Annotated in this window: 19 protein-coding genes; 10 read left to right on the top strand and 9 right to left on the bottom strand. The window is 61.5% G+C overall.

Going from position 1 to position 21,711, the window contains the following annotated elements:
* Positions 1-50: 50 nt before the first annotated feature.
* The 3 genes from secA (at position 51) to AB5I84_RS10645 (ending at position 4,985) form a co-directional block, all read left to right on the top strand.
* Positions 51-2,777 carry a preprotein translocase subunit SecA gene (gene secA / locus AB5I84_RS10655; protein WP_369455842.1) on the top strand — a complete coding sequence of 909 codons (2,727 nt, stop codon included), beginning with the start codon at positions 51-53 and terminating at the stop codon, positions 2,775-2,777.
* Between the two features lie 98 nt (positions 2,778-2,875).
* Positions 2,876-4,072 (top strand): bifunctional glutamate N-acetyltransferase/amino-acid acetyltransferase ArgJ, encoded by a 1,197-nt coding sequence (argJ, locus tag AB5I84_RS10650; RefSeq protein ID WP_369455841.1) that lies wholly within the window; start codon positions 2,876-2,878, stop codon positions 4,070-4,072.
* Positions 4,053-4,985 carry a Nudix family hydrolase gene (locus AB5I84_RS10645; RefSeq protein WP_369455840.1) on the top strand — a complete coding sequence of 311 codons (933 nt, stop codon included), beginning with the start codon at positions 4,053-4,055 and terminating at the stop codon, positions 4,983-4,985. Before argJ ends, AB5I84_RS10645 begins: the two co-directional genes overlap by 20 nt.
* Before the next feature lie 472 nt (positions 4,986-5,457).
* Here AB5I84_RS10645 and yacG read toward each other — a convergent pair whose 3' ends face one another.
* The 5 genes from yacG to pilB are packed head-to-tail and all read right to left on the bottom strand — an operon-like array spanning position 5,458 to position 10,107.
* Positions 5,458-5,637: a DNA gyrase inhibitor YacG gene (gene yacG, locus AB5I84_RS10640; protein WP_369455839.1), complete on the bottom strand. Its 180-nt coding sequence runs from the start codon at positions 5,635-5,637 to the stop codon at positions 5,458-5,460.
* 12 nt (positions 5,638-5,649) lie between these two features.
* Positions 5,650-6,249: a dephospho-CoA kinase gene (gene coaE, locus AB5I84_RS10635; protein WP_369455838.1), complete on the bottom strand. Its 600-nt coding sequence runs from the start codon at positions 6,247-6,249 to the stop codon at positions 5,650-5,652.
* A gap of 40 nt (positions 6,250-6,289) precedes the next feature.
* Complete coding sequence (locus tag AB5I84_RS10630) at positions 6,290-7,165, bottom strand: prepilin peptidase (protein WP_369455837.1); 876 nt, start codon at positions 7,163-7,165, stop codon at positions 6,290-6,292.
* Positions 7,166-7,172: 7 nt separating this feature from the next.
* Positions 7,173-8,405 carry a type II secretion system F family protein gene (locus AB5I84_RS10625; protein ID WP_369455836.1) on the bottom strand — a complete coding sequence of 411 codons (1,233 nt, stop codon included), beginning with the start codon at positions 8,403-8,405 and terminating at the stop codon, positions 7,173-7,175.
* Positions 8,406-8,409: 4 nt separating this feature from the next.
* Positions 8,410-10,107, bottom strand: coding sequence for a type IV-A pilus assembly ATPase PilB (pilB, locus tag AB5I84_RS10620; protein ID WP_369455835.1), 1,698 nt, complete (start codon positions 10,105-10,107; stop codon positions 8,410-8,412).
* A gap of 403 nt (positions 10,108-10,510) precedes the next feature.
* Between pilB and AB5I84_RS10615 the strand changes: the two genes are divergently transcribed.
* From AB5I84_RS10615 to AB5I84_RS10585, 7 genes are all read left to right on the top strand, one after another.
* Positions 10,511-10,984: a pilin gene (locus AB5I84_RS10615; RefSeq protein WP_369455834.1), complete on the top strand. Its 474-nt coding sequence runs from the start codon at positions 10,511-10,513 to the stop codon at positions 10,982-10,984.
* A 436-nt stretch (positions 10,985-11,420) separates the two neighbouring features.
* Positions 11,421-12,293, top strand: coding sequence for a serine hydrolase domain-containing protein (locus tag AB5I84_RS10610; RefSeq protein WP_369455833.1), 873 nt, complete (start codon positions 11,421-11,423; stop codon positions 12,291-12,293).
* Positions 12,283-13,320, top strand: coding sequence for an acyltransferase family protein (locus AB5I84_RS10605; protein WP_369455832.1), 1,038 nt, complete (start codon positions 12,283-12,285; stop codon positions 13,318-13,320). The genes AB5I84_RS10610 and AB5I84_RS10605 overlap by 11 nt, the downstream gene beginning before the upstream one ends.
* Before the next feature lie 675 nt (positions 13,321-13,995).
* Positions 13,996-14,241 (top strand): OadG family protein, encoded by a 246-nt coding sequence (locus AB5I84_RS10600; RefSeq protein ID WP_369455831.1) that lies wholly within the window; start codon positions 13,996-13,998, stop codon positions 14,239-14,241.
* 16 nt (positions 14,242-14,257) lie between these two features.
* Positions 14,258-16,039 carry a sodium-extruding oxaloacetate decarboxylase subunit alpha gene (oadA, locus tag AB5I84_RS10595; protein ID WP_369455830.1) on the top strand — a complete coding sequence of 594 codons (1,782 nt, stop codon included), beginning with the start codon at positions 14,258-14,260 and terminating at the stop codon, positions 16,037-16,039.
* The gene (locus AB5I84_RS10590; protein WP_369455829.1) at positions 16,032-17,333 is read left to right on the top strand and encodes a sodium ion-translocating decarboxylase subunit beta; all 1,302 of its coding nucleotides are present in this window, start codon (positions 16,032-16,034) and stop codon (positions 17,331-17,333) included. The genes oadA and AB5I84_RS10590 overlap by 8 nt, the downstream gene beginning before the upstream one ends.
* Before the next feature lie 13 nt (positions 17,334-17,346).
* A complete protein-coding gene (locus tag AB5I84_RS10585) occupies positions 17,347-18,072 on the top strand; it encodes an SGNH/GDSL hydrolase family protein (protein WP_369455828.1) in 726 nt (241 codons plus the stop codon).
* Positions 18,073-18,238: 166 nt separating this feature from the next.
* On the opposite strand, the gene AB5I84_RS10580 is transcribed toward AB5I84_RS10585, so the two are convergent.
* The 4 genes from AB5I84_RS10580 to AB5I84_RS10565 form a co-directional block, all read right to left on the bottom strand.
* Positions 18,239-18,607, bottom strand: a complete 369-nt coding sequence (locus AB5I84_RS10580; RefSeq protein WP_369455827.1) for a hypothetical protein — start codon at positions 18,605-18,607, stop codon at positions 18,239-18,241.
* Positions 18,608-18,702: 95 nt separating this feature from the next.
* A complete protein-coding gene (locus AB5I84_RS10575; protein ID WP_369455826.1) occupies positions 18,703-19,089 on the bottom strand; it encodes a tautomerase family protein in 387 nt (128 codons plus the stop codon).
* Positions 19,090-19,101: 12 nt separating this feature from the next.
* Positions 19,102-19,755: a response regulator transcription factor gene (locus AB5I84_RS10570; protein ID WP_369455825.1), complete on the bottom strand. Its 654-nt coding sequence runs from the start codon at positions 19,753-19,755 to the stop codon at positions 19,102-19,104.
* A complete protein-coding gene (locus AB5I84_RS10565; protein ID WP_369455824.1) occupies positions 19,752-21,659 on the bottom strand; it encodes a sensor histidine kinase in 1,908 nt (635 codons plus the stop codon). Before AB5I84_RS10565 ends, AB5I84_RS10570 begins: the two co-directional genes overlap by 4 nt.
* Positions 21,660-21,711 lie beyond the last annotated feature (52 nt).

Below are 21,711 nucleotides of genomic sequence, written 5' to 3'. Positions count from 1 at the left end.
GAGCCGTACCCTCGGTACGCCTCCCCACTTGAAAACACAGCGGAAGTTCCATGCTCTCAGCCCTCGTAAAGTCTGTCTTCGGCAGCAAGAATGATCGTGAACTTAAGCGCATGAAGCGCATCGTTGATGACATCAACGCCCTCGGAGACGATCTCAAAGGCCTCGACGACGCCACCCTCCAAGCCCGCACCGGACAGCTCAAAGAGGCGTTCCAGAAGGGCCGCTCGTTGGACGAGCTGCTGCCGGAAGCCTTTGCCGTGGCACGCGAAGCGGCCACCCGGGTGATGGGCATGCGCCATTTCGATGTGCAGTTGATGGGGGGCATTGCACTGCACGAGGGCCGCATCGCCGAGATGCGTACCGGTGAGGGTAAAACCCTGACTGCAACGCTGCCGGTATACCTGAATGCGCTGTCCGGCGCCGGGGTGCACGTGGTGACGGTGAACGACTACCTCGCCGAGCGGGATGCCAACTGGATGCGGCCGCTGTACGAATTTCTCGGCATGTCGGTGGGCGTGATCCTGTCGCAGCAGCCGCCGGAGACCAAGCGCGCCGCTTACCTCGCCGACATCACTTACGGCACCAACAACGAATACGGCTTCGACTACCTGCGCGACAACATGGCGTTCCGCCTGGAAGACCGGGTGCAGCGCGAGCGCAACTACGCGCTGGTGGACGAAGTGGACTCGATCCTCATCGATGAGGCACGTACGCCGCTGATCATCTCCGGGCCGTCTTCCGACAGCTCTGAGATGTACCGCCGCATCAACCAATTGATGCCGCGCCTGAAGCCACAGCTTGAGGAGCAGGAAGGCGACTTCGTGGTGGACGAGAAGACCCGCCAGGTAGAGCTGACCGAACAAGGCCACGAGCTGGTGGAGCAGCTGCTCACCGAGAGCGGCCTGCTGCCGGAAGGTGACAGCCTCTATTCCGCCCAGAGTCTGATGCTGCTGCACCACGTGCACGCGGCGTTGAAGGCCCATGCACTGTTCCGCAAGGACCGTGACTACATCATCCAGGACGGCCAGATCGTCATTGTCGATGAGCACACCGGTCGTACCATGCCGGGGCGCCGCTGGTCCGACGGCATCCACCAGGCGGTGGAGGCCAAAGAAGGCGTGGATATCCAGCAGGAGAACCAGACGCTGGCGTCCACCACCTTCCAGAATTACTTCCGTCTCTACAACAAGCTGGCCGGCATGACCGGTACCGCAGACACCGAGGCGCCGGAATTCCGCCAGATCTACGGCCTGGATGTGGTGGTGATGCCGACCCACCGCAAGGTGCAGCGGATCGACGCCGAGGACGTGGTCTACCTGACCGTGGAAGATAAGTTCGCCGCCATCGTGGAGTCGGTGAAGGAAGCGGTAGAGAAGGGCGCGCCGGTGCTGGTTGGTACCGCCACCATCGCGGCCTCTGAGATTTTGTCGGCGGCACTGAACAAAGCCGGTATCCGCCACAAGGTGCTGAACGCCAAGTTCCACGAACAGGAAGCGCAGATCATCGCCCAGGCGGGCCAGCCTGGCTCGGTGACCATCGCCACCAACATGGCCGGTCGTGGTACCGACATCGTGCTCGGCGGCAACCCGGAACCAGAAATCCAGGCGCTGGAGAATCCTACCGAGGCTGAGATTGCCGCTATCCGTGCTCGCTGGCAGCAGGTGCACGACCAGGTGCTGGCCGCCGGCGGCCTGCACATCATTGGCACCGAGCGCCACGAGTCACGCCGGATCGACAACCAGCTGCGCGGGCGTGCTGGCCGTCAGGGCGACCCGGGTTACACCCGTTTCTTCCTGTCGCTGGAAGACGACCTGATGCGCCTGTTCGCGTCCGACCGGCTGCGCAACACCATGCGCACGTTGGGCATGAAAGATGGTGAGGCGATTGAACACCGCTTGCTCACCCGCGTCATTGAAGGCGCGCAGCGCAAGGTTGAGGCGCGCAACTTTGATATCCGCAAAAACTTGCTCGAATACGACGACGTGGCCAACGATCAGCGCCGCGTGGTGTATCAGCAGCGCGATGAGATCCTTGCCGCCGAGGACCTGTCCGAGAACATCCGCGCCATGCGTCGCGACGTGGTGGTGGAAGTGGTGCACGCCCACATGCCGCCGGGGGCCATGGAGGAACAGTGGGACGTGGACGGGTTGGAGCGCACCTTCACCAACGATTTCCATGTGCCGGTGCCGGTGAGTCAGTGGTTGGCTGAAGACCAAGGGCTGCACATCGATGGCGTCATCGAGCGCGCCTTGGACACCATGGAAGCCGACTACGCCCGCAAAGAGCAGGACGTAGAAGCCATGGGCGTGTCGCTGCGTAAGATCGAGAAGCACCTGCTGCTGCAAGTGCTCGATCGCCATTGGAAAGATCACCTTGCTAGCATGGATCACCTGCGCCAGGGCATTCACCTGCGCGGCTATGCGCAGAAGAATCCCAAGCAGGAGTACAAGCGCGAAGCGTTCGAGCTGTTCCAAGCCATGATGGGCGAGATCGAGCACGAACTGGTGCGCGCGGTGAGTGCCTTGGAGCTGCGCCGCGATGACGCGGTCGAGCGTCTCGAAGCCCAGCGTGAGGAAGAAGCCCGTCGCGTCAACGAACGTATGCGCACCGACACTCCGCAAGTGGGCGAAGATGGTATGCCGGAAGCACCGGCGGCCGACGCGCCGACGCCGGCGCGGCCGTTCACTCGCGAAGGTCGCAAGGTGGGCCGCAACGACCCGTGCTACTGCGGCTCGGGCAAGAAATTCAAGCACTGCCACGGTCGCCTCGACAGCTGAGCCGCGGCTACGCAAGCCGGCAGGCTTGCTTTATGCTTGTCACCCCATTGCCCGGCCCACTTTGTGGGCCGGGTTTCTTTTGTCTGTGAGGAGATGACATGACGGCGGAGATTCATCCGGTCCCAGGTGTACGGTTGGCAGCGGTGGAAGCGGGCATCAAAAAAGCCCACCGACGCGATCTGGTGCTGCTGGAGCTGGCGCCGGGCAGCCGCGTGGCGGGCGTGTTCACGCTCAACCGTTTCTGCGCGGCACCGGTGCAGTTGGCTAAAGCCCATTTGGCGGCCAACACGCCCCGTTATTTCCTCATCAATACCGGTTACGCCAATGCCGGCACCGGCGAGCAGGGTTACCGCAATGCGCTGGGCACCTGCGCGTTGCTGGCGCAGGCCGCCGGCATCGACGCCGAACAGGTGCTGCCGTTCTCCACCGGCGTAATCGGTGAGCAGTTCCCGATGGCGGCGTTCGAACGCGGCATTCCCATGGCGCTGGCGGCTCTGGCAGACGATCAGTGGGCGGCCGCCGCTGAAGGCATCATGACCACCGACACGCGGCCGAAGACCGCCACTGCTCAAGTGTTGTTGAGTGGTGGCACGGTGACGCTGTCTGGCATCTCCAAAGGTGCTGGCATGATTAAACCGAACATGGCCACCATGCTCGGCTTCATAGCCACCGACGCGGCGGTGCCGCAGGCGCTGTTGGACCGCTGGATGCAGCAACTGGCTGACGCGTCCTTCAACCGCATCACCATTGACGGTGACACCTCCACCAATGACTGCTGCATGCTGGTGGCCACCGGCCAATCCGGTTGTGAGGTGGCTGACGGCAGCGCCGACGCACAGCTGCTGTACGCCGCGTTGGAGCAGTTGATGGTATCGCTGGCCCACCAGATCGTGCGCGACGGCGAGGGGGCGACCAAATTCGTCGAAGTACGCGTAGAGCAAGCGGCTAACGCCGCCGATGCACGTGCGGTGGCAGAAACCGTCGCCCATTCTCCGCTGGTGAAAACAGCGCTGTTTGCCTCCGACCCGAACTGGGGCCGGATCCTGGCGGCGGTGGGTCGGGCGCCGATCAGTGCCTTGGCGGTGGAAAAAGTGAACATCTGGCTGGGCGATGTGCAGATCGTGGCCGACGGCGGTGTGGCACCCGGCTACCGCGAAGCAGACGGCGCCGCAGAAATGGCCAAGGGTGACATCGTCATCCGCATCGACCTGGGTGCCGGTGACGGCAGCAGCGTGCTGTGGACCTGCGATTTCAGCTATGACTACGTCAGGATCAATGCCGAATACCGCAGCTGAGGAACTGCCGCCGCTGGATGTGGTGGCGGCCATCCTGTGGCAAGCCGATGGCCGATTACTGCTGAGCCAGCGACCGGCCCACAAGCATCAGGGTGGTCGCTGGGAGTTTCCCGGCGGCAAGGTGGAGGCCGGCGAGAGCCACCATCAGGCTCTGGCGCGTGAGCTGCAGGAAGAGCTGGGTATCGCCATCACCGACAGCGAGCCCTTTATGTGCATCGAGCATCGCTACCCGGAATTGCGGGTGCGGTTGTGGTTTCGCACGGTGCGCAGTTTTGTCGGCGTGGCCCACGGGCGTGAAGGGCAGCCGCTTGGTGCTTATCAACTCGATGAACTGGCGCAGCTGTCGTTCCCGGCTGCCAACCGACCGGTGGTGCGGGCGCTTATGCTGCCGGATCGGCTGCTGGTCCTGCCATCGCCGCTGCCCAGCGTCGCCCAACTGGATGCCACGCTGGCCGCCCATCCTGGCAGCTGGGTGTATCTGCGCGGTCTCCATGACGCGGCGGCGTTGTCGCCTTGGGTGTCGCGTTGCCACGCCGCCGGTGTCCGGGTGTTGGTGGCGGATGACGCGGCACTGATGGCCGCGGTGGGCGCCGATGGCCTGCACCTGCGCGCTGCGGCCGCCGCACGGCTGGACCAGCGCCCGCCGGTGCCGTGGCTGAGCGTCGCCTGTCACGATGCCGCGCAGCTGGATCACGCGCAGGTGCTGGGGGCCGACTTGGCGCTGTTGTCGCCGCTGCGCGCGACGCCCACCCATCCGCAACAGCCGGGCATGGGGTGGGAGCAGTTCCAGGCGTTGGCGCAGGGACGCCCGCTGAGCATTTATGCATTGGGAGGCGTGACGCCGGAGGATTTGCCGCAAGCTCGTCAGGCTGGCGCGCGCGGCGTCGCTGGAATCCGCGGCTTTTGGCAATGACAGCTGGCTGCCGGGGCTTGTAGGACGGCACGCCCGGCGCTCATCCTGATAGACCGAGACCGAGACCGAGACCGAGACCGAGACCGAGACCGGTCGTGATTCGGGAGCAGGAATAAGGCCGAGCCCGCATTAGGAATGGGAAAACAGGGGCGGTACCGCTGGGGTGGGGCTGGGTTAGCTCAATCCCCAAATAGCGTCACTCGAGTTACCGTTGCTGGGTGCCCCTCCTTGGAGTCTGGGCACGTGTGACGGCAAGGTCGGTAAGGCTGCGAGTCAGCAGGCAAAGCGTCTTTCATCCAGTGTTGCGAGCACCACCATTTGGTGAGCCAAATGAGTGCATCCCTCGCGCAGTCGTGCGGCATATTCCTAGCGCAGCCACACCGCGCAAAGGGGGCGCTTCTGCCTGCTGTCGAGCCAACAGCGCTGAATAGGGTGCAACGCAAACCTTTGCATGCGCCGGGGCGCTGTCGGTTCAGAAATTGTCGTCAAAATCATCCGGCGTTTCGGCCGGAATCGCATGGCGCTCTGCCGCCCAATCACCCAGATCAATCAATTTGCAGCGCTCCGAACAGAACGGCCGGAACGGGCTTTGCGGGCCCCACGGCACTTGGGTGTGGCAGTGCGGGCATTCCACGACAGTGGCATCAGACATGGGATTCTCTCGTCACTGGGCGCCGGCAAGGCGCAGGTATTGTTGGTGCAGCTCGTCAAGCTGGCGGTGCAGGGCGTCCAAGGGACCGTCGTTAATCACCACGTCATGGGCGCGGGACTGGCGCTCACCGCGTGCCATCTGGGCGGCGATGATCGCTTGCACCTGACTGGCCGGCACTTGATCGCGTAGCTCGGTGCGCTGCTGCTGCAGCTGCTCTGGCGCGTCGATCAACAGGATGCGGTGGGTCAGCTGATGCTGACTCGACTCCAGCAGCAGTGGCGAAACCAGCAGCGTGTAAGGCGAGCGCGAGGCTTGTAGCTGGCGCAGAATCTCGGCGCCGATGGCGGGATGGGTGATCTGTTCCAACACGTTGCGCTGGGCGGGGTCGGCAAACACAATCTCGCGCAGGGCGCGGCGGTCCAGTCGGCCTTCGGCATCCAGCACGCCGGCGCCGAAGTGGGCGGCGATGGCGGCCAACGCCGGTTGGCCCGGCTCTACCACTTGGCGTGACACCAGGTCGGCATCCACCACGGTAATGCCAAGCCCGGCCAGATAATCCGAGGCGGCGGTCTTACCGCTACCGATACCGCCGGTTAATCCAACTACAAACATGGAAGCTCCCGCTGTCACCACGGCGTCGATCGCCGTGCGCTCAGGGCAGCATTATACGCAGATACTGCTGCACTAGGGTGGGGCCCCACAGCAGCGCGATGAGACCGGCGCCGGCCAGGTAAGGGCCGAACGGAATGCCCTGACCACGCTTCACCGCGCCGGTGGTCATCAGCAGGCCGCCGACCACCACGCCCACTAACGACGACAGCAAAATCACCAGCGGCAGCATCTGCCAGCCGAGCCAAGCGCCAAGCGCGGCCAGCAGCTTAAAATCGCCGTGGCCCATGCCTTCCTTGCCGGTGAGCAGTTTGAACACCCAGTACAAACTCCACAGCGACAAGTAGCCGATGGCGGCGCCGAGGACCGCATCCGGTAGCAGCACCGGAGAAATGCCGGCCCATGCCAGCAGCAGGCCGCCCCACAGCAGCGGATAGTTGATGCTGTCTGGCAACAGCGTGGTATCGAAATCGATCAGCGCCAGCGTCAGCAGCGTCCAGAGCGCTGCGATCACCGGCAGCAGCCAAGGGCCGTAGCCGATCTGCCAAGCGGCCAGCGCCGCGAGAATCCCGGCGCTCAACTCCACCAGCGGATAGCGGCAGGAAATTGCTGCTTTGCAGTGGCGACAGCGGCCGCGCAGCAATAGCCAGCTAAGCACGGGAATGTTGTCAAAACTGTGTACTGCACCGTCACAATGCGGGCAGCGCGAACGCGGGAAGACCAGATTGAACGGCGCCGCTGGTTCTGCTTCCGGCAGTTCCAGCACCGCGCGGGCTTCACTTTCCCAGCTGCGCTGCATCATCTTTGGCAGCCGGTAAACCACCACATTGATGAAGCTGCCCACCAGCAGGCCAGCCAGCAAACAGAAAATGATGAGCAAGGCGGGAGAAGCCTGCAGCGCGTTCAGCAGCGGAGTCATCGGTCGGTTACACCACGTTGCCCATTTGGAAAATGGGAAGGTACATGGCCACGATCAGGCCGCCAATAACAATTCCTAGGAAGCTCATGATCAGCGGCTCCATCATGCTGGTGAGGCCGTCCACGGCGTTGTCCACTTCGTCCTCATAATGCTGGGCAACTTTTTCCAGCATCGCGTCCAACGCGCCGGACTCCTCGCCGATGGCGGTCATCTGCAGCGCCATGCTCGGGAAGATGCCGCTGGAGCGCATGGCAAATTGTAGTTGTTGGCCGGTGGACACTTCGTCCTTGATGTTCAGCACCGCATCGCGGTAGACCGCGTTACCGGTGGCGCCGGCACAGGCATCCAGCGCGTCGATCAGTGGCACGCCGGCGGCAAATGTGGTGGACAACGTTCGTGCGTAGCGGGCGACAGTAGCTTTAAAAATGATGTCGCCAACAATCGGGAGTTTCAGATAGAGGCGGTCAACATTGTCAGAAAATACTTTCGAGCGTTGTCTCAGGGTGCGGAAGCCAAAAATGAAGGCAATCAGGCCGGCCAATATATATAGCCCACTGGATTGCAGGGAATCAGACAGCTCGATGACGAATTGGGTCATGGCCGGCAGTTCCGCGCCAAAGCCCTCAAACAATTCTTGGAAGGTCGGCACCACTTTCACCAGCAGGATAGCTGTCACCAAGGCCGCGACCACCAGCACCGTGACGGGGTACTTCATGGCTTTTTTGATTTTTGACTTCAGCGCCTCGCTTTTTTCTTTATAGATCGCTACCCGGTCGAGCATGGTTTCCAAGGCGCCGGACGCCTCGCCAGCCTCCACCAAGCTGCAATACAGGTCGTCAAAGTATTTCGGGTGCTCACGCAGGGCGCCGGCAAAGTTGTTGCCGCCTTCAATGTCGGCTTTGATTTTGAGCACCACGTTTTTCATAGTGGGGTTATCGAGCCCGTCGGCAACGATTTCGAACGACTGAACCAGCGGCACCCCGGCTTTCATCATGGTCGCCATTTGGCGGGTGAAGATGGCGATGTCCGCCGGCTTGATCTTCTTGCTGCCGCCAAAAATCTTGAACTCTGACTTCTTGCGCAGGCGCGTGGGGTCAATGCCTTGCTTGCGCAACTCCGCCCGTGCCATGGCCGCACTGGTGCTGAGCAGCTCGCCCTTCACCCGCGCGCCGCGCCGATCCTTGCCTTCATAGGTGAAGGTCGCTTTCTTGTCCTGCTTCACTGCTGCTGCGTTGGCCATGATGTCATCCCGAAGTCACGCGGTTCACTTCCTCAAGACTGGTGACGCCCTGCATCACTTTGACCAGTCCCGAGCGGCTGAGATCGTTGAAGCCTTCCTTGCGGCATTGATCGGCGATCTCGATGGAGTTGCCCTCATCCATGATGATGCGGGCAATGGCGTCGGTGATTTTCACCACCTCGTAAATCCCAACCCGGCCCTTGTAGCCGTTGTTGCACTTGTCACAGCCGGTGGGCGCAAACACGGTAAAGCCGGTAGCGATGTCGGCGTCAGAAAAGCCCATCTGCCGCAGCGATGATTCCGGTACGGCAGTCGGCTGTTTGCAGTGTTCACACAGGCGCCGCGCCAGCCGCTGGGCAATGATCAGAATCACTGAGGTGGCGATGTTGAACGACGGCACCCCCATGTTGCGCAGCCGAGTAAGGGTTTCCGGCGCGCTGTTGGTGTGCAGGGTAGACAGCACCAAGTGACCGGTCTGGGCCGCTTTCACCGCGATGCTGGCGGTTTCCAGGTCACGAATCTCACCGACCAGAATCACGTCCGGGTCTTGGCGCAGGAAGGCCTTCAATGCTGCCGAGAAATCCATGCCGGTTTTGGTGTTGACGTTGACCTGGTTGATGCCTTCCAGGTTGATCTCCACCGGGTCTTCCGCAGTAGAGATGTTGCGCTCGGGTGTATTGAGGATGTTCACCCCGGTATAGAGCGACACGGTTTTGCCGGACCCAGTGGGGCCGGTCACCAGGATCATGCCCTGCGGCTTCTCCAGCGCGTCCAAGTACAGCTGTTTTTGTTCGGCTTCATAGCCGAGCGCGTCGATGCCAAGTTTGGCGCTGTCTGGATCAAGAATCCGCAACACGATTTTTTCGCCAAACAGTGTCGGGCAGGTGTTGACACGAAAGTCGATGGCGCGGGTTTTCGACACCTTCAATTTGATGCGCCCATCCTGGGGTACGCGTCGCTCAGAGATGTCTAGCTGCGCCATCACCTTCAAGCGCGCAGCGATTTTGCCGGCAATATTGATCGGCGGATTGGCAATTTCGCGCAGGATGCCATCTTGGCGAAAACGCACACGGTAGACTTTTTCATAAGGCTCGAAATGCAAATCCGAGGAGCCGGATTTAATCGCGTCGAGCAGCAGTTTGTTCACGAAACGCACCACCGGCGCGTCGTCGGCAGCGGTATCGCCACCGTCGTCAGCCGCGGCGCCATCACTGGCTACGCCGATGTTGTCGAGGCTGTCGTCGAGATCCTTGAAGGCGCCGCCTTCTGCTTCGCTGGTCAAGCGCTCAATCAGCGCCTGCAGCTTGTCGTCCTCAACAATCACCGTTTCGATATTGAGGCCGGAAGCAAAACGGAAATCTTCCAGTGCCTGCAGATTAGTGGGGTCCGAGGTGGCGACAAACAGACGGCTGCCTCGGCGGAAAATAGGCACCATGCGGTGCTTCTCCACCAGCTTCGGGTCCACCAGCCCTTTGGGTAGGTGTGCCGGGCTCAATGCGGCCAGATCCAGCACGGGATCGCCAAACTCTTCCGCCACACGCAGCGCCAGATCGGCCGCGCGCGCTTTTTTCTCGCGCACTAAATAGGACACCAGTGGCAGTTTTTCCTGCCGTGACTGGACCAGCGAATGCAGAGCCTGTTCTTCGGACAGCAGCGCGTCCGCCACCAAACGGCGCGCCAGCCCGCTCAACTGCGTTGACATGTTGGTCGACTTTTTTTGTGTGATGACATGAATTCGCCGAGCATTCTTGTTGGCTCTTTGGCGAATCCTCCCCTCCGATTGCTCCGGACTCTACACAGATTTGAAACCCCCGACCAGCGACTTGGTTCGCAGTGTCTGCGGTGTTTGGGTGAGGTGACACGGTGCGGCAGCGGGGTGGTTTGAGGCTGACAAAAAGCGTCATTTTTTGCCGAGCTGCGGAGCAAGAGAGTGCGTCGTGCCGATTGGCGTGAAAGCCCAAAAGCCACGCGGATGCTGGACCAGAACGGCTGCTTTCAAAAGTTGGCCCGCTCTTTGCTTTACCGGGTACAGGTCATCGCTGCCGGGGGGATATCCGGGGCGGATCGCTTCAACCAACAAGAGTCAGCACGACTGGAGACGTACCATGAAAAAGGTTCAGCAGGGTTTCACCTTGATCGAACTGATGATCGTTGTGGCGATCATCGGGATTCTGGCGGCTATCGCTATTCCGCAATACCAGAACTACATTGCTAAGTCTCAGGTGAGCCGTGTGATGGCTGAGACAGGTTCGCTGCGTACTGTCATTGAAACTTGCATGATGGAAGGTAAGGATTTTGGTACTAACCCTGCCTGCGAGCTTGGTTGGACTAATAGCAACTTGATCGGCTCGGGCGGTACCGCTACGCCGCAAACGAACCTTACAGTTGAGATTTCTTTGGCTGACAACGAAGCTAGCGTTGAAGCGAAATTTGGTGGCAGTGCCGCTGCTGCGATCACGGGTAAGACTTTGACTTGGGACCGTGATGAGGATGGTGTGTGGACTTGTGAAACTGACGTCGATCCCAAGTTTGCACCTGCTGGCTGCCCTGCTGCTGGTGGTGGTAACACCACTCCGTAAGATTGCTCTTGTAGGCCTGAAATAGGCACTTCAAAGATAAGCAATGAAAGAAAGCCTCTCATGCTGGTTGGTGAGAGGCTTTTTTTTGCCATGCTCACCCAGTTAGACGGTGTTGCTTGTTAAAGGTGTGGGCTCGCCATAAATGTTAAAGCGAATCGTTTTTTACTTTTGCCTGCTGACTGCAGTGTGTGCCGGGGCATGGGGAGTGCATCACTCTGCTTCAGACGCTACCTGGCTCGGCCGTCAAACGTATATCTTCGAGGTGCTGCTCTCACGCGGTAATGATGTGTGCGAGGGGGCGCAACAAAGTTTCCTGCGTCCGTTGCTTCGCACGGCAGCGCGAGATGCGGGTTCTTTGGCGTCACAGGTGGTTTACATGTCACCAGACGGTGACTGGAGTCGCTGTGCTAGCGCGCCGTACGGGAAGGACCCGGACTTGGGTGCCCGCTACCGCTATGCCAGCCTAACTAAAATGCTTACCGCTCAAGCAGTGCTTGATGCCATGGAGCAAGCGTCACTGCCGCTAGAAACCCCACTTTCTCATTTCATCACCGCGGTTAATGGCGCGAAAGACCGCCGCTGGTCACAGGTTACTGTGGAGCGGCTGCTTACCCACAGTGCAGGTTTTGATCGACTGCATTCTCCTGATCCAATGACTCTGCATGCCGTGACGCCTTGGTGCCCCGGAAACTTGGACCGCTTGAAAGCAGTGATGCTGGACTTCGATCCTGGCAGCGGATATGGCTATTCGAATCTGACCTATTGCTTGCTCGGGGTGGTATTGGAGTCGTTGTCCGGCAAATCTTACCGTGCGGTAATGCAAGATCATTTTGACTTGGCTGCTTACGGTATTCAGTTCGTAGATGGTCCTTATCTGCATGATGAGGTGCAGTACGACTTCCGCCATGCCGGCTTCTATACAGATGACTACTACCGCTATCTGGATTTCTCCGCATTGTCGTCTTCGGCCGGCTTGTCAGGTTCTGCGCTGGGGCTGGCACGTCTCCTTGCTGATCTGAGTTCTAAGAAGCGGCTGGCTCTCGCACGGGAATTTCCTTCAGGGAGCTGCGACCCTGCGGCGAAGATGAGCTGCTATGGGAATGCCATGTTCTTCTATCAGAAGCCAGACAGCGCACTGAGCGTCTGGGTACAACAAGGGTATGTTTTTGGCACGTCTGCGTTGGCGCTGTTGGATGACCGGGGAGGTCTTCTGATCTGGTTAGGGAATGGTGCACCGGCACGAGGAAGTGGTGCGGATATCATGCTGGATGATATTTATGCTCGCCTAGCAGAGCTTTATGAGCAGTAATCACTTCCCCCTCGCTCCGGTAACAACTCGCGTGACGGATCATATGCCCAGCTTGGATGGTTTGCGCGCGCTGTCTGCACTATTGATCGTGCTTTATCACGCTAAGATGCCCTACTTCTCCGGTGGGTATCTGGCCGTGGACATTTTTTTCGTACTGTCCGGCTTTTTGATTACTCGGCTGTTGCTGGGAGAGTCTGTGCGCACCGGGCGTATTGACTATCGCGCCTTCATGGTACGTCGTATTCGTAGGTTGCTGCCGGCCTTATGGATGATGTTGCTAGTCTATGTGCTGGTGTCTGGGTTTTTATTCACCTACTCGCCATGGCGGCATCATCTGCGGGATGCGCTCTGGTCCGCAATATATGGCGTCAACTATGCCACGGTGTGGGGCGATAAGGTGGCCACGCTGGGGCATATGTGGAGCCTAGCGGTAGAGATGCAGTTCTATCTGGTCTGGCCGCTGCTGTTCATGGGCTTGCGTACATTGCCACTCGCCATGCAACAGTTGGCTGTTTTGCTTCTCTACATATCAGCAACCCTTTGGCGTGCTTGGCTCGCTGACTACTCAGACGATATTTGGGGTTTCTACGTTCGAACTGATGCCCACTGTAGCGGGCTTCTGTTGGGGGCTTTTTTGGCGCTCTGGGAGCGAAGAATACCCGAAGTGATCGGATGGCTTGGAGTGCTTTTATTGGCATTTGCAATGACGTTCTTCAGCACTCAATGGCTGCCGGCCGCACAGTACGGTTTTACGCTGGCAGAGCTTGGGGCTGCCCTGATAATACTGAGTCAGCCACGTTGGTTGTCCGGAGCCGCTTGGACTTGGCTGGCTGGGATGAGTTACGGACTTTACCTCTGGCACTATCCCGTCATGGAAGCGCTGAGAGGATTAGGTTTGAGCTGGTGGTTTGTGGCTCTGATAGGAGGGTCAGTAGGGCTGCTGTGTGCTATCGCAAGTCAGCACTGGCTTGAGCAGAGGTTTTATAGTTCTCGCAGACGAAGTGCTTCTGCGAGCGCTCGCGATTAAGAGGAGGTTCTGCGCCGGAAAATTTTCCAGAGATATTGCGCAGTATGTCTCACAGCGCTCAATCCTACCTTTTTTTGACAGCTTTCGAAATGGAATGGTGTAGATAAAGATGCCCTGATCGCATTGTGTGTTTGCACGTGCTTGCAATGGAGCGCATGCCGTCGCGAATAATGCTAGTCGCTTTTTCAACCCCACAAAGTAGACGGCGGCTTGCTCTGCTTCTCCGGATTCCTTTTGTTTCGCTACAAGTAGCACCTTTTTGCCTCTTCTCCGCCCCTTGGGTTGGCTTGCCGCAGCCGCAATATGTCCGCCCTTAGAAATCTTTATTGCACAGGAGCTTTTTCCTTGAGGCGCCATTGACGTTCGCTGCTTAAGTTTGGTCAGCACCTCGGTTGTCGAATGGCTGTCACGAGGCGTTGCTAGGAATTTCAAAGGCGCTGGCCCTCAAGCATTTCTGACTGTGTCGTTAGATCTGGCGCTGTACAGCTCGGAGGATAGCTGCGCTATCAACCACTTCGCCCACGAGTAGACTGAAATTCTTGCCGATTGTCGACAATCCAATTACATTTCGCCTCCTGACTAATCAGTCCTGCTTGCCCATAAGGTAGCCGGAGTCGGCGCTGCGGCGCCCCACAGCAAGGCGCGCGACCGGCGCGCCGGATCGAGGAGTGTGTCATGAACACGCTATTGAGCCAGGGCGTCGAGTTGATGCTCATCGGCATGGGGGTGGTGTTTGTATTCCTGATGATGCTGGTGGCGCTGGTATCACTGATGTCAGCGCTGGTGGGCCGCTTTGTCGACATTTCGGTGCCGGAGGCTGCGGTGTCGCCCAGTCCAGCAGCGCCGGTGTCGCTGCCAGATGCAGCCGTGATCCAAGCCATCGAGCAGGCGGTGCACGCCCACCGCCAATCCCGACGTTAATCCGCTGGAATTTCCCATGACTTCTCCCACGCCCTTGGGCATCACTGACGTGGTGCTGCGCGACGCCCACCAATCGCTGTTTGCCACTCGGCTGCGGCTGGACGACATGCTGCCGATTGCGGCGGCACTGGACGATATCGGCTTCTGGTCGCTGGAAACCTGGGGAGGCGCCACCTTCGACGCCTGCATTCGCTATCTCGGAGAGGACCCCTGGGCACGCATTCGCGCGCTGAAACAGGCAATGCCGAACACGCCGCAGCAGATGTTGCTACGCGGTCAGAACCTGCTTGGTTACCGCCATTACGCGGACGATGTGGTGGACACCTTTGTGGAGCGCGCCGCCGTTAACGGTGTCGATGTGTTTCGGGTGTTCGATGCCATGAACGACCTGCGCAATATCGAGCGCGCCATCCAGGCAGTGCTGCGCCAGGGCAAGCACGCGCAGGGCACCATCGCCTATACCGTCAGTCCGGTGCACAGCGCCGATATGTGGGTGGCGCAGGCGCAGCGGTTGGAAGCCATGGGCGCCGACTCGGTGGTGATCAAGGATATGGCCGGGTTGCTGGCGCCCCATGCGGCCTACCAACTCGTGCGCGATATCAAAGCGCGCATCCGCATTCCGCTGCACTTGCATGGCCACGCCACCACCGGCCTGTCCACCGCCACCATCCTCAAGGCGGCGGAGGCCGGCATCGACAACGTCGATACCGCGATTTCCTCGATGTCGATGACCTATGGCCACAGTCCCACCGAGTCGGTGGTGGCGATGCTGCAGGGCAGTGATCGTGATACCGGCCTCGACCTACACAAGCTGGAGCGGGTGGCGCGCTACTTCCGCGAAGTGCGGCGCAAATACGCGGCCTTTGAGGGCAGCCTACGCGGTGTGGACGCGCGCATTCTCACGGCCCAAGTGCCTGGCGGCATGCTGACCAACATGGAAAGCCAGCTCAAGGAGCAGGGCGCGCTGGAACGCTTCGATGAGGTGCTGGAAGAAATTCCGGCAGTGCGCCAGGACCTGGGTTATATCCCGTTGGTGACGCCGACCTCGCAAATCGTCGGCACCCAGGCGGTGCTCAATGTGCTCTCCGGCGAGCGCTACAAGGTACTCAGCAAAGAAACACGGGCGTTGTTGCGCGGTGAATACGGCGCCGCGCCGGCGCCGTTCGATACGTCGTTGCAGCAGCGTGCGCTGGATGGCGATGCGCCGGTGACCTGCCGCCCGGCGGATCTGCTGGCCGCAGAAATGCCGGCGCTGACGTCGGCGCTGGAAACGGCGGCCGCAGAACAGGGCATCGCCTTGGCAGATGGCGATCAACGCCGCGACGACGTGCTCACTTACGCATTGTTCCCGCAAATCGGTCTGCGTTTCCTGGCGCATCGCGGTGATCCGTCGGCGTTCGAGCCAGCGCCGACGGGTCGGCGTGCTGAGGAAAGCGGTGTTTACACCGTCTCGGTGAATGGCCGGAGTTATACCGTGCAGGTCAGTGATGGCGGTGATGTCACCGGTTTGGTGCCGTGGCCGCCGCAGGCCGAGGCCGCCGCCGAGACCTCCGTTGCGGCGCCTTCCGCGCAGGCAATGCCGGTGCCGGCGCCGCTGGCGGGCAACCTGTTCAAATGGTTGGTCCAGCCGGGTCAACGGGTGCAGGCCGGCGCGCCAATTTTGGTGCTGGAAGCGATGAAAATGGAAACCGACGTCTGCGCTCCGCAAGACGGCGTGGTGGCGGAACTGTGTGCCCGTGAAGGCGATGCGGTGGTGTTGAATCAGACGCTGCTGCGGTTGGAGTGCGCCCATGGATAACCTGCTGCGACTGTGGCACAGCACCGGGCTTTACCACCTCAGTGCCGGTCAGTTGGTGATGATGCTGGTGTGCTTGCTGCTGCTGTGGTTGGCGATCCGCAAACAGTTCGAGCCGCTGCTGTTGCTGCCGATTGGCTTCGGCGGCTTGCTGGCGAACATCCCCGCCGCCGGCATGGCGGAATCCGCCGTCAGTCAAGCGCTGCTGATGGGCAGTCCGGAACTGGTGGCGTCGATGGCCGCGGCGGTGGGTTTGGCCGCCGACAGCGCCCCGGAACTGGTGCGCCAAGCGGCGCAGAATGCGGCGCCGGCGCTGCAGGCGCAGCTTCATTACCTCGCCACCCAAGCCAATTACGGTGACGGCATCCTCTATCTGATCTACAGCGTCGGTTTGACCACCGGCGTGTTCCCACTGTTGATCTTTATGGGCGTTGGCGCGCTGACTGACTTCGGGCCGCTATTGGCCAATCCACGTACTTTGCTGCTGGGCGCGGCGGCGCAATTTGGCATTTTTGCGGCGCTGCTGGGGGCGCTGGCGCTCAACTATGTCGGCTTCAATTTTTCGCTGGCGGATGCGGCCTCGATTGGCATCATCGGCGGCGCCGACGGTCCCACCTCGATCTATGTCACCACCAAACTGGCGCCGGATCTGCTTGGGGCCATTGCTGTGGCTGCCTATTCCTACATGGCACTGGTGCCAATTATCCAGCCGCCGGTGATCCGGTTGCTGACTACCGAGCAGGAGCGCCAAGTGAAAATGGCGGTGCTGCGCGACGTCAGCCGCACTGAAAAAATCCTGTTCCCGATTGTGCTGTTGGTGCTGGTGGCGTTGTTGCTGCCCGACGCAGCGCCGCTGCTGGGCATGTTCTGCCTTGGCAACCTGATGCGTGAATCCGGCGTGGTGCAGCGGCTGGTGGACACCACCGCCAATGCGCTGATCAACGTGGTCACTATCCTGTTGGGATTGGCGGTCGGCTCGAAGCTCAGTGCCGGTCAGTTCCTGGTGGTGGAAACCCTCGGTATCCTCGCGCTGGGACTGGCGGCGTTCGTGATCGGCACCGCCGCTGGTGTGATCATGGGCAAGCTGATGAACCGCGTCAGTCGTCATCCGGTCAATCCCATCATTGGCGCCGCCGGGGTGTCGGCGGTGCCGATGGCGGCGCGGGTGGCCAACAAGGTGGGGCTGGAGTCGAACCCGCATAACTTCTTGCTGATGCACGCCATGGGGCCGAACGTGGCCGGCGTGATCGGTTCGGCGGTGGCCGCGGGGGTGTTGCTCAGCTTCATCGGCAGCTGAGGAGAAGCGCCCGATGGGGGCAATTAAAGAAGTGATGCTGTTGGCAGCGCTGGCGCCGGTGCTACTGGTGCAGGGCAAACGGGTGCGGCGCGACACGCCGCGCTTGCCGGAAGCCGATGGCCCACGGCAGGGCGGCAGCGGCGCCGCCGGCTGGTTGATTGTCGGTGATTCTGCCGCCGCCGGGGTCGGCGTCGATCTGCAGCAGCAGGCGTTGTCCGGTGCGCTGGCGGCGGCCTGGGGCGACGGTGTGCCGCGTTGGCAGTTGGAAGCCGAAACCGGCCTCACGCTGGGGCAATTGGTGGAACGGTTGCAACGTTTGCCGCCACTGGATTATCCGCTGGCGGTGGTGTCGATCGGCGTCAACGACGTGACAGCGCGCACCGACAATGGCGCTTGGCAAGCGGGCCTGTGCGCGTTGCAGCAGGTGCTCGTCGAGCGCCACGGTGTCGATCATGTGGTGATCACCGCAGTGCCGCCGATGCAGTTGTTCAGCGCGCTGCCGCAGCCGTTAGCGTGGTATCTCGGTCGCCGTGCCGGCCAGCTCAACCGCCTGACGGCGCACTGGTGCCGGCAGCGCCAAGGTGTGGAGCTGTTTCAGCCACAACTGCCCGCTGAGCGCGCCATGCTGGCTGCCGATGGCTTCCATCCTGGCGCGGCCGGTTATGCGCTATGGGCGCAGGCATTGGCGCCGCGACTGCGGGCGCTATGGACACAGTATCGGCCGGTATCTGGCCACTGATAGCCGTCGGTGGCGGGCGCGAAGCGGGCGGTGTCTGCTAACGCTAATCCGGCCGTCCGCTGGCTGACAGTGGTGCGTGCAAATCGCGATCACATCGTCCGCTCACGAACACCGCCGCAGCGCTGTCTCAATCAGTCGCCAATCCAAGCCTGGTCTGGACGCTGTCTCAATGGCTGAGGGTGATGTTGAGCTGTTTGCCCTCGGCGCAGGTCATACAACACTGGCTGCAGTCATGGGCGTCATCCAGTCCGGTGCCCCAGTACCAGTCGGGTTCGTTACGCAGCCAGGCGCCGTAGCAGATTTGTTCGGTGCTGCGGCAGGATAACGAGTACTGCCGCTGTTCCCCCGGTTCGAGCACATAGGCGCTGCCGCCGCCGGGCCAGGCCGCATTGCGATCTTGGGAGTAGAACTCCAGCAGCACCGGTTGGTGGTAATTGTTGAGTACATCCCAGGTGACGCTTTCCACCGTGGTAGGCAGGGTGCTGCAGCCCGCCAATAGCAGTGCCAGCACCATCGCTGAAAGTCCTTTCCCCATGTCACGCCCCTTGGCCATTGCGGCACGTTGTGATGGGGCGATAGTACGCCGGCGAGCACCGGCAACTCTCTCAGGAAAAGAGCGTAGGGCCGGGCTTAGACGTCGAGGCGGTAATTCAGATCGCGGGCTTCGTCGCCGGTCATACCACGGAATCCCCATTGGTAGGGGCGCTGCTCTTGAATGGTGATTTCCACATCCACCGGCGCCAAACCGAGCTGCTGTTCCAGACGCTGAAAAATGGTTTTGATCAGCGCTTTCTGGGTGGCTTCGGTGCGGCCAGCCATCAGGTTGATTTCAATCACGGTATAAGCGTCGGAACGGCCGCCGGGAAAATAGAAATCCTCCCGCGCCAGGGGCACGAAGCGGTGGGCGCGCTTGTCCTCCGGCAGGCCCAGTACCTCCTGCAAACATTGGTGCAGGGTATCGGAGAGTTGGGCCTTGATCGGGTCCAGCCGTTCGCGGATGCCGTAAACAATAATCATCGAGTGCGCTCGTTATCCATTCGGCGGCAGTGGCCGCAGGTTCAGCGGGTCCAGCAGCCCGGCGGCGACCGCCATGCCGACCAGGTCCGGCAGCGAGGTGGCTTGCAGGCGCTTCATCACCCGCGAGCGGTACAAATCCACGGTCTTTACGCTGATGCCTAACTGCTCCGCCACTTCCCGGTTGCCGTAGCCCTGGGCCAGCGGCAGGAACACGTCCCGCTCGCGCGCGGTAAGGGTGGCGAGCTTGGCGTCCAGCGCCTGCTCGGCGCGGATGCGTTGATGCTGGGCGCGCCGTTGCTGTAACGCTTTTTGCACGCTATCGAGCAATAGTTGCTCGTTGTAGGGCTTTTCGAGGAAGTCGAACGCGCCAGCGCGGAATGCGCGCAACACGATCGGCACATCGGCGTGGCCGCTGACAAAAATCACCGGCAGGCGGATGCCGCGGTCAGCCAGCGCTTCCTGCACCCCGAGGCCGCCAAGCCCGGGCATGCGCACGTCCAGCAGAATGCAGGCCGGCGCATCATCTTGGCAGTCTTCTAAAAACGCCTGACCGCTGGTGTACGGCAGGCCACGCAGGCCCACGGATTCCAGCAGCCAGAGGGTGGAGTCGATCATGCCGGGGTCGTCATCAACCACGTACACCCATTGCTCGTCGCTGCTGTTCATGTTGTCTCCGTGTACTGGTGGGGGCGCCGCACCGGCAAGCGGCAGCGGAACGTCAGGCCGGGGCCGGGGCGGTCAGCCAAATCCAGCGCGCCGCCGAAGCCCTCGATGATGGTACGGCTCATCGACAGACCCAGGCCGAGGCCCTCCGCCTTGCGGGTATAGAAGGGGGTGAAGATGCGGTTGCGGTCGTCACCGGTCAAGCCGGGGCCCTGGTCACGCACTTCGATCAGCATGTCGCCGCTGTCATCCAGCCAGGCCGCCAGTTCCACCCGTGAGCGCGACGTCGGGTGCGCTTCGCGGTTAGCTTCGATGGCGTTGCGCAGTAGGTTCAACAGCACCTGCTCCAGCAAGACGCGGTCGGCGTACACCAGCGGCAGCGGTTCGGCGGCGTCGATTTCGATGGTCACATCATGGTGGCTGGCTTCCCAGGCGCACAGATGCACCGCTTCTTCGGCCACTGCAGCCACCGACAGCGCCTGCATGCGCCGCGCGCCCTTACGCAGGAAGGCGCGCAGCCGTTGGATCACCTGCGAGGCATGCTGGGCGTACTCGCGAATATGCGCCAAACCCTGTGCCACCCGCTCGGTCTGTGGCTGTTGCGGCAGTTGCTCCAGATAGCGTTGGCTGGCCGCGGCGTAGTTGGTCACCGCGGCCAGCGGCTGGTTAATCTCATGGGCGATGCCGGATGCCAATTCACCGAGGGTCACCAGCCGCGCCGCGTGGGCCAGCTCATCTTCCAACCGGCGTTTGTTGAACTCGGCCTGCACCCGCGCGGTGATGTCCCGCGAGACGCTGACAATTTCCACCACGTCGCCGGTGTAGGTTTCGCGAATTGCTCGGCTGGCGGTTTCGAACCACAGATAGTGGCCATCGCGGTGGCGGATACGGTAGGTGAGCGTCTGGTAGCCGTCCTGCTCCAGCGCTTCGCGGCTGCGGGCGAGGAAGCCATCGCGTTCGTCCGGATCGAGCAAGTCGTGCAGGTACTGGCCGCGCAGCTGTTCTGGCCAGTAGCCGAGCAGCGTCCAAGACGCCGGGGATGCATCGAGGAAACAGCCATCGGGGGTGTGGCGCGAAATCAGGTCGGTGGTGTTTTCGGTGATCAGCCGATACAGCCGCCGCGCGCGCACCGCATCGCGATCGCGTTGCAGGGCGTCGGTGGCATCCAGGCCGCGCGCCAGCACCGTTTGATGCTGCGGTGCGGGCACGAAGGTCCAGAGGAACAGTCGGCCACCGGCATCGGCTTCTACGTTGCCGATGGCGCGTCGCTGCTGCAGGCAGGCGCGCACCAGCGAGCGGTGATTGACCGGCAAGTAGCCGAGCGCGCCGTCACGGCTGGCGCCGGGCAGGTCAAAGAACGCCGGGTTGGCGGCACGCAGGGTGCCATCAGCGGCCAGCAGCAAGATCGGCTGCGGATCATCCGGCAGCAATTGCAGTGGCGGCGGCGCGCCGGGATGCTCTTGTTGCAAGGCGCGCAGGCTGGCTTCCAGCCAATCCGTGTCCAGCGCTTGGTCGCCGGTGTGCAGCAGCAGCAGACCGTGCTCGCCGGGTTCCAGTACCAGTTGCAGTGCGCGGCCGTGACGGTAGCCGGCACGGCGCAGGCGCCCACTAAGCCAGCCGCTTTCGTCGCGCAGGGCAGTGAGCGGCAGGCTTGGGTGGGCCTGCAGTTGGGCGAGAATCGGTACGTCGGACGCGGGGGGGCCACCGCTCAGGCCCGGCGGCAGTGAACTGGTGCCGGCCAGCTGGCGGAAAGTGCGGCTGCCAACATGCCAACCCAGATAATGGGCGTCGACAATGCCGGGGGCGGCTGCAGCGGCACGGCACAGCGCTTCGGCTCGCTGCGCCAGCGGGGCGCCGGCACGTTCCAGATGGCGCCAACTGTTAAGGGCCAGGGCTGCGGCAGACATGCAATCTCCCATCGGCCGCAGCATCGGGGCCGCGGCAATTTTTTCTTGATTG

The sequence above is a fragment of the Alcanivorax sp. REN37 genome (assembly GCF_041102775.1).
In the GTDB taxonomy this organism is placed as follows: domain Bacteria; phylum Pseudomonadota; class Gammaproteobacteria; order Pseudomonadales; family Alcanivoracaceae; genus Isoalcanivorax; species Isoalcanivorax beigongshangi.
The sequence above is the reverse complement of the archived record's forward strand: the minus strand, read 5'-3'. Positions and strand labels throughout refer to the sequence as shown.